The sequence below is a fragment of the Chelatococcus sp. GCM10030263 genome, from assembly GCF_042666455.1.
Taxonomy (GTDB): domain Bacteria; phylum Pseudomonadota; class Alphaproteobacteria; order Rhizobiales; family Beijerinckiaceae; genus Chelatococcus.
This window is the reverse complement of record NZ_JBHTDB010000009.1, coordinates 342,046-353,652: the sequence shown is the minus strand read 5'-3', so window position 1 is coordinate 353,652 and position 11,607 is coordinate 342,046. Positions and strand designations below refer to the sequence as shown.

The window sequence follows — 11,607 nt, the reverse complement described above, 5'->3', positions numbered from 1 at the left end:
AGCACCACATTAAGTTGACATGGGGGTCGGCAGCTGCCGCCAGCCGAACCGATTCGGTCGGGTGCCCCCCGCAAGGCGTCAGCTTAGATGACCTGATACCAGCGAATGCTGCGGAGGACACTTGGGACAGCCTATTTGCCGGGGACTGCCGCCAGAAGCTCTTCCGAGCGCCCATGTAGCGCCTCTACTGCTGAATCGTTGAGCAAAACATGGTCCGGCTCGGCGGGTATTTCCTCGGAAGTGTGACCTGAAAGCGGCCCCACGCCCGGCCGGCGCACCTCGATCAGCATGGCGCCGCGGGCGCGGAGCGCCTCGACCTCATTGGCGAAGCGCACGCTTTCCTGCACCACATTGCCCCCCGCCGCCACGATCCGGTCGGCCTTGGCGAGCCAGAGAGACAGCCAGAAATCGCGGCCGACGCAGTCGCGGCCCCACTCCGTGCCGAGCGTTTGCTGCGCCTCGGTCGCCGTGATGCCGAGCTCAGGAATGACCGACCGCTTGAGATCGCCGTCAACGTAGCGGGCGATAGTCGCCGCGTCATAGCCGATCTCGTCGAGCAGCGCGCCTAGCATGCGCTTGAGCGGCCGTCCGATATGGGGCGCCACAAAACCGTGCGCCGCGCAGAGATGCCGCGCCACCGTGCTCTTGCCGGCGCCGGCATAGCCCATCAATCCGATGATCACGCCGCCCTCCCCATCTCGGCCGGGATGCGCACGCGCGGCAGCGGCGGGATCGCCGGCTCATCGAGCTGGATCTCGACGCGCTCGCGCAGCTTCCAGCGCTCGTGCAGGAGAAAGAGCCACTGCATCGGCGGCTCCAGGCTGGCGCGCAGGCCATTGCCATATTCGGTGTAGCCGGGCACCGAGCCGTTGCTCAGCACGTTCCCCGGATTGGCGGAGGTGTGATAGTGCCCGTGCAGGATGAGGTCCGGCCGGCGCCCTGCCCTCGCCTGTTGCGCTTCCACCTTCTTCGTGCCGCGCACGATCGGGGCGAGCGGGCCGATGAAGCCCTGGCCACCGCCCGTCCCCATGCCGTCGCCGTGGTTGACGAAGACGGTATGGCCGAGCACCGGCACCACGGCGTCGCGCGAAGCGCCGATCTGGAACGTGACGCGCTTGTCGTCCTCGAATCGGTCGGCAATCATGGAAGCCGCGAGCGTGTCATAGGAGGCGCGCGCATAGAGCTTCGCCGTCGGTTTCACCGTCACCCGGCCGTGGTTGCCCGGCACCGAGACGACATGCACCCGGCCAAAAGTCTCGCGCAAATGGCGAATGCCGGCCGTGACCTCCTCGACCACGAAGCGCACCTGTTCATGGGCCGTGAGGCCATTCGTGATGCGCAACTCCTCATGGATGTCGCCGGAGACGAGATCGCCGCCCAGCGTGAGCAAGACGCCCTGATTGTCGCAATCGACCGTCCATCGCGGGCCAATCTCGCAGGCCGCCGCAAAAAGGCGCCGCAGCCGCCTGCGGCAGATCTCGACATCGAAGGCATTGAGGCCGAGGATCTCGTCGGCGCTCACCACCTCCCCTGCATGCACGTCAGACAGGAGAAGCCCGATCACCGAGCGGCTGCGCTTGCCCGACGATGCCGCGAGCAACCAAGCGGGCGGCTGCACCGTCTGGCCGCGCATCCCGGCGAGATGTTCGGCGAGCAGCTCCACTTTGGCGAGATCGCGCGCCAGGCTGAGCGAGCGCCGGCGGTAGAAGGCTGCATCATGCTGCTCGCGGCGCTGCGCCTCGGGCGGCTTCTCGGCCGCCTGCGCCAGCATGGCGTTTCTGATGCGCCGGGCGGAGCGCTCGCCGATGCCCATTGCACGGGCGGCCGCATAGGGTTTCTCGCCGGCGCCGATGCGACGGCGCAATTCGTCTTCCTGCGCCGCCGAGAGGCGGACGCCACGAGGTTGCTTGCTCAAAAGATTGCTCCGTTATGACGAGCGCGGGCGGCTCAAGGCCGCCTCGAGGGCGCGGTCGATGCGTCCGCCCAGGGCTTCGATGGCCGCGGCCATGCGCACCTCGGATGCGGCAAGCCTCTTCTCCACCCGCATGACGGCCTCGCTCGACACGAAGGTTCTCGCCGCCTCGAGCTTGTCAGCCGCAAGCTGGGCGCTCAGCGCGTCGAGGCGCCTGTGCAGGTGGTGGATGGCGCGCCGGTTGTCCTGCCAGACCCAGGCGAGCGGCGCGGCAACGGCCGCGAGGATCCCGGCGAGGGTCGCGATCTCCGACCATTCGACTGTCGGACCGAGCCCCATCAGCGCACCGCCCCCGGCCATCCGCAGAGGTATTGCCCGGTGCCGTTGTGGCCCGCCTTCTGCACCTGTGTCCGAGGCGGGTCGCCTGGTACGGCCGCCATGGGACGAGCGACATCGCAGAAGGCGACGCGCGTGCGCGCCGCTTCAGGGGTCGCGACAGGCGCCGGGATCATCTTGCTGCTCGCACACCCGGCGAGCGGCGTCGCGAGCAGCATCGCGAGCACGGCGAGTCTCTTCATCGATCAGGCCTTCCGAATGGGTGATTTGCTTCTGGATCTCGACGAGCGCGGCGGCGTGGCCGCGGTCAAAGGCCCGGTCGTTGATCGTCCAGGCCGCGAGCCCGAGGGCGACGAGAAGGCCGCCGGCGAGCGCCAGGCGCCAATTGGCGAGGATGGCGGCGGCCGCCGCGGCGATCACGTCTTCACCTCCCCATGGCTATGGCGGGTGAAGGTGACGATGAGGCCGGCGACGGCACCGACGAGCGCGAGCCCCACGAGCAGGTTGCGGATGGTGGCGATATCGGCGAAGGGCGAGAGCTGTTGCGTCACAGACGCCGCAGCGCCCGCGACGGCCGCCGCCGCGGTGCCGACCTTGATCTTGCCCTCGGTGCTCGCCGTGATCCTCGTATCGGTCGGCCGAGCCTTCTTCTCCATGCCCGCGACGAAGGTGACGGCGCCGAACTGCTGATCGGCACGGGCGAGCTTGATGGCATTGGTGCGGACCTCCCCGACGCGGGTCTCCCAGCCGCCGCCGAAACGCTTCCACGTCGAAAGGCCTTTCATGAAGGCAAGGCGTTGATCGCATTGCGAGTTGATGAGCGCCTCTTCGTCGCGCCGCGCGGCGGCCTCGACGGCGGCCAGCGTCTGCGCCCCGATGATGCCGTCTGCCGTGACGCCGACGGCCCGCTGCAGCCATTTGGCGGATTGGGCAGTGCCGGAGTTCACGCCGCCGTCGAAGGCCACATAGTCGGCGCCGGCCGGCAGCAGGTCGCAGTGCAGCACATCCCAATAGGCGCGCTTGTAGATGGCGATCGCCTTGTCCTTGGTCAGGCCGGCGATGTCCTCTTTCGGGAAGGCCGCGGCCGAGATGCCGTATTTCGTGCCCTTCAACTGCCCCTTGCGGACCTTGCCGCCGGTCCAGTTGCCGGGGTCTTTGCGGTCCATCGACAGGCCGCCCTCGTGCTTGAAGAGCCAGCCGATGATGAGATCGAAATTCGCGGCGGCCATCAGCGGTCACCACGCGTGATCGAGGACGCGCGAGCGCCCGCCGCCGCGCCGTTCCGCGCGGCCGGAGTGGTCAATCTCATAGCGATATCTCCATGAAAAAAGCCGCCCCAAGGGGCGGCTCGTGAAAGCAGTAGCACTTATGCTAAAAGCAGGTAGGATAAGACGTTCTGACCATCCAGAACGGCCCCGGTCACGGCTGGATCCCCCGATCCTTCCCCCCGACCGGGGCCGCTTTTTTTACCGCCGCCGCGCCGTTTCGCGCAGGAACGGTTCTGCTCAACCTGCGTTAAGTTCGCGGGCGTGCGGGCACAGCAAATTGCAGAACGACAAGAAAATTGCGGACGTGTCGGCCGGAGCCATCTTGGCGCACCGGAGCGCCTTTCCATCGTTGGCACGCGGCGAGCGCGACGCTCTCTTCCTCACCTCCGTGTGGAACCTCAGCTATGCACAGGCCGCGAGCGCAATGGGCTTATCCGTCGAGGAATTCACAGCCACACTTGTCCGCGCCCGCACGAAGCTGATCGAGACCTCTCCAATCGGCGAGAGGATGCGACCCTCGGAGAGGTTCGGCTCAAAGGGCGTTTAGCCTGAGCATCACGGAGGTCCGAGCGTCTTGGAACCGCTGGTTCGAGAGCGGCCTTAGAGCCGCGCTGCCGATCTGAAGAAGTCGTCGACCTGCTCTGGCGTGCGCCCCGTCGCCTGGCCGATGGCGTCGGTCAGGGGGTGCGAGCGCTCGAAGGTGGTGGCGCCGGAAAGCAGCATCTCGGCCGCGAAGCGGGCCGCCGGGTCCTGAATGCCGTCGACGATCGTCTGCAGGCTCGCTGGGATGGCTCCTGTCTTCACCGCCGCCAGCGCTTCCTCCTGCGTGATCGTGCCGTCAATCGCGAGTTGCTGAAAGAACTGGCGATCGCTGATGTCCGGCACGGGAGCAGGAGGGGAAACATAGGGCTCAATAGCGTTCCCTTCTCCTTCCCATGACACCAGTGCTTGACGGTGGCGGTTTGCGGGATCGTTCGGGACGAACATCTCGGCCCCGTCAATTGTGGCAACGATATTGCCGCTCTCCGTATAACGTGCACTCTCGATGATCATACCACCTCCGCATCCAAGAAGTAGACGGCACCTGCCGCCGAGACATCGCCACCAGCGCTCGCTGTGACCAGGAATCTGGCGCTATAGGGTGTAATAGTAGCGATCTGATAATCGGAAACCGCCGCCGTGGCCGGGGCAGTTACGAGAGAAGCGCTAGGGATCGTCCGCATCGGGAACCAGTTCAACGCGGTCGCCATAATCGACCCAGCGCCAGGGGAAGGAAACCTGGCGCTTGCTCCTACAGGCTGACCGTAGCGCGCGCAGAGGAGCAGCTCCTGCTGGATATGTCGCGGCGTAGACGGATCACCCTCGCCGGTCGCGTCGCCGGCCACCAATGACACGCGGGCAATATCGAAGGTGCCGGATTGCTGGCCTAGACCGGGAAGACGTGTGTTGTAGCTAGATCCAGCATCAAAGAAGAACGTCAGCAAGAGCGCGTCAGTTTTGCTCGTACCGAGTGTCTTTCCCGCGGCAGATGGAACATCAATTGTGAAGCTGAACTTCTGCCAAGCAGTCGTCACATTCAAGAGGGTGAATCCAAACTGGACGACTTCGCTCGGACTGCCGCCCGTACCAAACTGTTGAGAAAATTCGACGCCAATGCGCCGGGCGGCATCAGCTTTTGCATAAAGCGTCAGAGTGGCCCGTTGCCCCGCTAGTGATTCAACTCCCTCTATGTACTGCCTCTTGTATGCATTGTTATTAGCGCCAGTAACACTTGCTACAACCGTTCGCGAGAAGATTTCCGGGTCTCCGGGAACATCAGTTTGGCCGAGAGGAAACAATTGCCGGGAATGGGTCTTTGATGACCCTGCATTCCCGTTGACCCACCGGTCATCAGATCCATATCCGCTGACTGTCTGGCTTGTGCCGCGCTGCCAGATATCGAAATTGCCGTTGATGACCCTGTTCCGGAAGCCGGCGAGCGGACCGGTTCCGAGGCCGAGATTGCCGCGCGCCACCGCCTTGTCGGGCAGATCTGACAGATTGTTAGCCGCGACCAGCGCCCCATTGGCGTCGAGGACGGCCGCCCCCCAAAGGCCATTGTGATAGATCCGCAGGCCGCTCGCGCTGTTGTCATAGAAATCGCCTTCCTGGGAAGGCGTGCCGTCCGGTCGCGTCAACGGGTCGGATGGCAGAACGCCATAGTAACGATTGCGGAAATCGGCCAGGGCGTCGGTGGCTACGGTGGCCGCGCCGGTCGCCGCCGACGCCTCTTCCGTCGCTGTCTCGGCAGCGGCGGTCGCAACACCCGTTGCCGTCTCCACGGTGACCTTGTCTGCCGCCACCTGCGCAGCATCAGCGGCGATATCATCCTTGAGCGCTTCAAGCTGAGCGAGGAAGGCGTCGATGTCGTCGGGAATGGCGCGCAGCTTGGTCAGATATTCCGCCAAGCGACGACCGTAGTTGCGCGGGTCGACATAGGAGTTGTTGCGATAGGCAGCATAGGGCGCGGTCGTAGCCGTCGTTCCGTCCCAGGGCATGGCGAGCGTGAGCTCTGTGTCGGAGACCACCTCCTGCACGAGCCCCATCATGCCCGCGACGAAGAGCACATCGCCCTTATCGAGCGCCGTTTCCCAGATGGTGAATTGCCCGGTGACCGTCGCCGAGCCGTTGGTCACCGTGCAGGTCGTGTTGAAGCCGGAACCGGGGATATTAGTGCCGGTGAGATAGGGATAGACGAGCTGCTCAGATGGCATTCTTGACACCCTCGCGATCGAGCACCGCATTGACGGCGGCAATGTCCGGCGCGGCGCGCACGGCGAGCTTGGCCGTGATGCGCCGCAGCTTGCGCTGGTAGACGCCTTGCGCCCGGTCACGCACCTGCGCGGCGAGATCGGCAGGCTCCAGGCGGCGCGCCTTCGCCTCCGCCGCGAATTCCGGCAGCGGCGCCTGGCCGTCGAGGACGCGCTGTGCTTGCGCCAGCGTCACGGCGTCTTCACCGGCGAGGCTTTCCGGCCGGTCGGCGGCATAGGCGCGGTCGATGGCGGCCTCGGCCATGGCCTTGAAGGCCGCGAGATCGGGTGCGACGACGACGGTTCTCATGGCGTCACCTCGAGCAGGAAATTGGCGTCGCGCTCCGGCCAATGCTCCACGGTGATGGTGTAGAGGCCGGCGAGCGGAAAGGTGAGTGCGACAAGTTCGCCGTCGCTCTCGATGCTCGCCTGCACCGGCCCGGTGACCGCGATTGCAGCGCCCGCCGGCGCGCCCGTGAGCGTCACGCCGCTGCCGGCCGGCACTTTGGCGGCCGACAGCACCGCCGTACTTTTCGGGCGCGGCACGAGCTGACCATCCTTCAGATAGAAGCGGCGGGAATCGGTGCTGATCACCACACAGGGCTGCCCGCGCGACTCGTAATCCGCCTGCAGCGCGGCGGTGTTATCGGCTTGCGCGACATGGACGATGCGCCCGGTCGCGTCGCCCGCGATGAGGAAATCCATTTAGCCTCCTATGACATAAGCTTTGAAGGTGCCGCCGCCATAGCCGGCGACCGAGAAGGACAGGCCATTGGTCAGCACATGCACGAAGACTTGCTGCAGTGCCGCCGTCTCGCCGGTATTGATCGTGTAATACATCTTGCTATAGGGCGAATAGAATTGGCCGCTGGCCAGGAAGCCAGAGACGACGATCGGCGGCCGGGCAAAGCTCATCGAGAACGGCACCCAGATATCGCTTGCATCGCCGCCAACGCCATATTCGTGATACTCGACGAGGGCGCCCTGCCAATCCGGCGAGAACAGCACGCGCGGATCGAGATCGTCGCTGACATCGACGACATCGGCGACGACGCGGAACTTGTTCCCAGCGTTAAAGAAGACCGAAAGCGCCATCAGGATGGCCCCCGATAGACGACATAGAGGATGCTCGCCGGCCGGTATTGCTGCGGCGGTTGCAGCATGTCGCCATGGGCCGAGATCCCCGACGGCGTCACCGTGAGGGAGATCTTGTAGGTCGTATCGTCGAACCACGTGTAGTGGTCGTAATAGCCGCCGTCAGCCGCGCGGATCTTGGTGAAGACGAGCGGCGTGTAAGGGTACGTCCGCGAGAAATTCCCCGAGCCGTAATAGTAGAACGGCGCGACCGAGGTATAGGACAGGCCGAACTCGCCGGTCTCGATGATCTGGCCGAAGCGGATGCCGGCCATCAGCAGCATGTCGGGCGGGCGCCCCGAGCTGGCGTCGAAGCCCGGCCGGCTGATCGCCAGATAGCCGGGCTGGATGATCACGCGCGTGGCCATCAGTTCAGTTCACCCGCAAGCCGAAGGCCACATATTTGATGTCGAAATAGCCGGCGCGCGTGACGCCGCCCGGCGCCGTGTCATCCCAGCGCAGCTGGCAGGGATTCCCGCCGAGATAGACGAGCTGGTAGATCGTGCCCCAAAGCCGCTGGGTCGAGCCGCTGGCGTTCTCGGCATACCACCAGGCGCCCGGCTGGACGACATTGCCGGAGACGGGCGACCACCACACCGCCGGCCAGTAGTCGGTGCCCGGCGGCATGGTGACGACGGCGCCGGGCGAGACGATGCCCTGCGCAATGATGGTGGCGACCTGTCCCCATTCCGTGGAGAAGGACAGGTTGCCGCGATCGGCCGGCCCCACGCCCAGAACGTCGACGCCAGGCTTGGAGACGAAAAGCCCCATTGGCCCCCACGGGTGACGGCCGAGCACCACCCGGTTAGTCACTGATGAGGATCCTTTCGTTGCTCAGCTCGATCCGCATCTTGTTGTTTGGACCGCGCAGAACGCCTGCCGTCACGTCGCCGACATTGGCGGAGAGCGCTGAGAGGGAGTCGGTCTGGATCTTGGTGGCTGAAATCGTACCGTCGGCGACGAGATCGCCACGCAGCGACACCCGTTGTGCGCCGTTGCGGAAGGCGATCGAGAAGAAGTATTCCGGCTGCGTGCCGACGGCCGCAGGCGGCCCGACGAGGAACTTGTCGGTCGAGACCCGCACCTCGTTGACCACCTGCCCCGGCGCGCCCGTCGCGGTGATCAGTTCGAAGCCGGAGATATAGCCGGCCGAGGTGATCGAGACTTTCCAGGACCCGACGAGATTGCCATAGGCGTCTGCCGCGGCCGTGAGCCGCTCACTGACCGTCACCCCCTGATTGTCGTATTCCGCGACCACATCCGTGCCGAAGATGGCGATGGCCTTATCGGAGGTCACCTTCACTTCGGCAATCTGTGTGATCGCCGCCCGCGCCTTGCCCTCGGCCGCATCGGCGATGACATGCGCCTCGCCGGTGAGATCCGCCACCTCCTGAATCAGCGGGTTGTACTGCATGAAATCCAGCACATCGGACCGAAGGTCGTTCTCGTCGATCTTCAGCCGCACGAAGCTGTTGCTGATCTCGATTTCCGGCGCGAGCACGTCGACCACGCTCCACGGCCCCGGCAGGCCGTTGACGGTGCGCGGCTGCACCCGCACCTGCAGATTCGTCGGGCTGACCAGCACCTTGAAAAAGGTCTCGCTGCCCTGGAACACGGCCTGCCACGTCTGGCCCGCGTCATAGGAGATCTGTGCGGCATAGGTGGCGGCGCCGGCCGGCGGCTCCCAGCCGACATCAAGCATGCAGTTTGTGCCCTCCTGCCGCATCTGCGCCGACAGCGTGGTGACGACGGGCAAGCCGGGATTGAGGAAGGTCGGGACGCTCGGCAAAGGCGGCACGTCGCCCTCGTCGATGTCATAGACGCGCGGGTCGTCGATGACGGCCTCGATCTCCATGAGGTCGCCGTTGGGCGTGCCCTTGCTGACGAGCCCGCGAAAGCCTTGCGGCTGCCCGACCGAGAAGACGAAGGACGGCAGTTCCATGGTCGGTGTGCGGGCGAGGACATCGGCGATCGTGATGCCCTGCGCACCTTCCACGGCCGCGAGATCGGCGCCGACGAAGGCGGCATGGCCGTCGTCGACGCCGCGCGTCACGCGCACCGGCCCGAAGGGAACGGCGTCAGCCCGGCGGATCTCGACATAGTGGTTGCCGCTGGCGCCCCATTGCGGGGCCGGGTCGAGCGTCAGTGTCTTGGTGGTCGGGTTATAGGCGGTCACCCGGCCGCTCTGGCCCCAGGTCTGCGGCAGCTCGCTCTGCACGGCGATGAGGTCGCCGCGCTTCAGCATGCGGCCCTCGAGCTCCACCTGAAAGGTCACCGTGCGCCGGCGGTAGTTGTTCACGGCCGCGAGATAGCGGGCAATGGTGATCGCCTGCTCGCGCTTGGTGATGCCGTCGATCTGCACCGAGGCCGGCTTGATCAGGCCGGGCGACGATGGGGCATCGGCGAGGCGCCAGATGCGCTCGTCGAGATATTGCACCACGACGCCGTCGGCGAATTCCTCATCGAGCAGCCGGCGGTTGATGGTGAGCGAACCGCGCACGATCTCGCGGTCGGTGAAGAGCATGCGCGGCAGGCTGCGCGGCTCGTCGCGCACCATGGTCATGCGGTCACCGATGAAGGACGGATTCGCCCGGCCCGGCTTTAGCGTCGTCTCGATCGCCTCATAGACCGACACCGGATCCGTGAAGACGTGGTCGAAGGTGTGCCCGGCCGCGTCGTAGAAGCTCGCATAGGTGGTGAAAGTCTGCAGATCGACATTGGCAAGATTAAGCCCGGCCGAATAGTCGCTGTTCGACCAGATATCGAGCGCCGCCCAGACGGGATTGCGGGTCGCCTGTTCGGCCCAAGCCGTGCCCGTCCAGACCGGCAGGATGCGCGTCGCCACCGTGCCGATCTTGCGGCTGGAGAGGCCGGAGAGAACGGCATCGGCCTTCATCTTGATGGCCAGCGTCGTGACGCCAGGAAAGCTCTGCGGCCCGTCGATGGTGGCGCGCAGGGCCGACCAGTTGAAGGCATTGGTGACGGTGGACTTGCCGCCGTTATAGGGATTCGGATCGCCCTGGAATACGGGGGTCGTGGTGCGCAGCCGGACCATGTAGCGGCCGGGCGGCACGCCGACGCGCTCGGTCACGCGGATCTGGCTGGACTTCGCGAGGTTATAGGTCTTGTTGAGGATGCCGAACCAATCGCCGATCTGCACGCCGGCATCGTCGACGGGGGCGGCTTGTGCCTCGACCTGCGTCGGCACGGGATAGAGCCTGTTCTGATAGGTGTCGTAGTTGCCGCCCGGCCAGACGAGATCGATGATGATTTCGCGCGCCAACGTCCCCGCCGCATTGGCGACGAAGCCGCCGATCCAAGCATCCTGCGGCTTCACTTCCTGGCCAGACACCTCCGACGCCGTGACGACGTTCACCGGGAAGAGCGTCACCTGCTCGCCGGGATTGCAGTATTGCAGCTGCACATTCGGGAAGGACGGATTGAGGCCGCCCGTCTTGGTCCACAGCGGCGTGTCGTCGATGCGGATCTCTTCCAGATCGTATTTGCCGCAGCCCAGCGCGAAGAGCTGGTAGAGATATTGGTCGTCGCCCTGATATTCGCTGTAGGGCGGCGCGGCGAGATCCGGCGTGGCGAGCCGCCGGCCATAGCCGACCGGGATGGGCTGCAGAGGCCGCGCCTGATTGCTGCCCGCCGAGATCGAATAGAGGTCGTCCTTCTTGTCCGACTGCCCGCCGGCCTTCGGCGTCATGAACCGCGCGAGCAGCATGGAGCCACCGGCGACGAGCAGTGCCGCGCCGATATTCGCGGCAATGCTACCCGCTCCGAAGACGGCGCCGGCAGCCCAGGGCGCGATGGCGGTGAGCGCGATCAGCCCGACAACGGCGATGATCGACTTTGTGGTCGAGCCGCCGCTACCGCCGCCGAGGGCGCCGCCCCCCGGCCGCGACAGAAACACGACTTCGTCACGCTTCCTCAGCTTGCGGTGCCCCCATTCCCTGATCGGAATCGGCGCGCCATTGACGAGGCAGACCGTCGGCAGGGCGAGGAAATGCCACTTCTGGCGGCGCACGAAACGCGCGATGGTCTCGCGGTGCCGGCGCTCGGCTTCGGCGATGACGAGCAGGGGCGTTCCCGCCGGATCGGCGAGTTGATGGCGAACAAGAGGCATCAGGGATCCTGAAGGAAGCGGACCGGGTGAGCTTGCGGC

The 11,607-nt window shown here is 65.5% G+C and carries 13 protein-coding genes; all 13 read right to left on the bottom strand.

What is annotated here, in order from left to right; genetic code table 11:
• Positions 1-131: 131 nt before the first annotated feature.
• Complete coding sequence (locus ACFQU1_RS20570; protein ID WP_378136157.1) at positions 132-683, bottom strand: deoxynucleotide monophosphate kinase; 552 nt, start codon at positions 681-683, stop codon at positions 132-134.
• Entirely contained in the window at positions 680-1,915 is a 1,236-nt protein-coding gene (locus ACFQU1_RS20565) for a hypothetical protein (protein WP_378136155.1), read from the bottom strand. The genes ACFQU1_RS20570 and ACFQU1_RS20565 overlap by 4 nt, the downstream gene beginning before the upstream one ends.
• 12 nt (positions 1,916-1,927) lie before the next feature.
• Entirely contained in the window at positions 1,928-2,272 is a 345-nt protein-coding gene (locus tag ACFQU1_RS20560) for a hypothetical protein (RefSeq protein WP_378136153.1), read from the bottom strand.
• A 123-nt stretch (positions 2,273-2,395) separates the two neighbouring features.
• Positions 2,396-2,668 (bottom strand): hypothetical protein, encoded by a 273-nt coding sequence (locus tag ACFQU1_RS20555; protein WP_378136151.1) that lies wholly within the window; start codon positions 2,666-2,668, stop codon positions 2,396-2,398.
• A complete protein-coding gene (locus ACFQU1_RS20550) occupies positions 2,665-3,477 on the bottom strand; it encodes a glycoside hydrolase family 108 protein (protein ID WP_378136149.1) in 813 nt (270 codons plus the stop codon). Before ACFQU1_RS20550 ends, ACFQU1_RS20555 begins: the two co-directional genes overlap by 4 nt.
• A gap of 639 nt (positions 3,478-4,116) precedes the next feature.
• Positions 4,117-4,569 carry a hypothetical protein gene (locus ACFQU1_RS20545; protein ID WP_378136147.1) on the bottom strand — a complete coding sequence of 151 codons (453 nt, stop codon included), beginning with the start codon at positions 4,567-4,569 and terminating at the stop codon, positions 4,117-4,119.
• Positions 4,566-6,269, bottom strand: a complete 1,704-nt coding sequence (locus tag ACFQU1_RS20540; RefSeq protein WP_378136145.1) for a hypothetical protein — start codon at positions 6,267-6,269, stop codon at positions 4,566-4,568. The genes ACFQU1_RS20545 and ACFQU1_RS20540 overlap by 4 nt, the downstream gene beginning before the upstream one ends.
• Positions 6,259-6,615, bottom strand: a complete 357-nt coding sequence (locus ACFQU1_RS20535; protein ID WP_378136143.1) for a hypothetical protein — start codon at positions 6,613-6,615, stop codon at positions 6,259-6,261. The genes ACFQU1_RS20540 and ACFQU1_RS20535 overlap by 11 nt, the downstream gene beginning before the upstream one ends.
• On the bottom strand, positions 6,612-7,010 hold the full coding sequence (locus tag ACFQU1_RS20530; protein ID WP_378136141.1) for a hypothetical protein: 399 nt from the start codon (positions 7,008-7,010) through the stop codon (positions 6,612-6,614). Before ACFQU1_RS20530 ends, ACFQU1_RS20535 begins: the two co-directional genes overlap by 4 nt.
• Complete coding sequence (locus ACFQU1_RS20525) at positions 7,011-7,400, bottom strand: hypothetical protein (RefSeq protein ID WP_378136139.1); 390 nt, start codon at positions 7,398-7,400, stop codon at positions 7,011-7,013.
• The gene (locus tag ACFQU1_RS20520) at positions 7,400-7,807 is read right to left on the bottom strand and encodes a hypothetical protein (RefSeq protein WP_378136137.1); all 408 of its coding nucleotides are present in this window, start codon (positions 7,805-7,807) and stop codon (positions 7,400-7,402) included. The genes ACFQU1_RS20525 and ACFQU1_RS20520 overlap by 1 nt, the downstream gene beginning before the upstream one ends.
• A 4-nt stretch (positions 7,808-7,811) precedes the next feature.
• Positions 7,812-8,252 carry a hypothetical protein gene (locus ACFQU1_RS20515; protein WP_378136135.1) on the bottom strand — a complete coding sequence of 147 codons (441 nt, stop codon included), beginning with the start codon at positions 8,250-8,252 and terminating at the stop codon, positions 7,812-7,814.
• Positions 8,245-11,568, bottom strand: coding sequence for a host specificity factor TipJ family phage tail protein (locus tag ACFQU1_RS20510; protein ID WP_378136133.1), 3,324 nt, complete (start codon positions 11,566-11,568; stop codon positions 8,245-8,247). The genes ACFQU1_RS20515 and ACFQU1_RS20510 overlap by 8 nt, the downstream gene beginning before the upstream one ends.
• Positions 11,569-11,607 lie beyond the last annotated feature (39 nt).

Excerpts from the sequence above, each read along its gene's own strand:
- ACFQU1_RS20560 (WP_378136153.1), bottom strand. The coding sequence starts at position 2,272 with ATGGCCGGGGGCGGTGCGCTGATGGGGCTCGGTCCGACAGTCGAATGG.
- ACFQU1_RS20550 (WP_378136149.1), bottom strand. The coding sequence starts at position 3,477 with ATGGCCGCCGCGAATTTCGATCTCATCATCGGCTGGCTCTTCAAGCAC.
- ACFQU1_RS20545 (WP_378136147.1), bottom strand. The coding sequence starts at position 4,569 with ATGATCATCGAGAGTGCACGTTATACGGAGAGCGGCAATATCGTTGCC.
- ACFQU1_RS20540 (WP_378136145.1), bottom strand. The coding sequence starts at position 6,269 with ATGCCATCTGAGCAGCTCGTCTATCCCTATCTCACCGGCACTAATATC.
- ACFQU1_RS20535 (WP_378136143.1), bottom strand. The coding sequence starts at position 6,615 with ATGAGAACCGTCGTCGTCGCACCCGATCTCGCGGCCTTCAAGGCCATG.
- ACFQU1_RS20530 (WP_378136141.1), bottom strand. The coding sequence starts at position 7,010 with ATGGATTTCCTCATCGCGGGCGACGCGACCGGGCGCATCGTCCATGTC.
- ACFQU1_RS20525 (WP_378136139.1), bottom strand. The coding sequence starts at position 7,400 with ATGGCGCTTTCGGTCTTCTTTAACGCTGGGAACAAGTTCCGCGTCGTC.
- ACFQU1_RS20520 (WP_378136137.1), bottom strand. The coding sequence starts at position 7,807 with ATGGCCACGCGCGTGATCATCCAGCCCGGCTATCTGGCGATCAGCCGG.
- ACFQU1_RS20510 (WP_378136133.1), bottom strand. The coding sequence starts at position 11,568 with ATGCCTCTTGTTCGCCATCAACTCGCCGATCCGGCGGGAACGCCCCTG.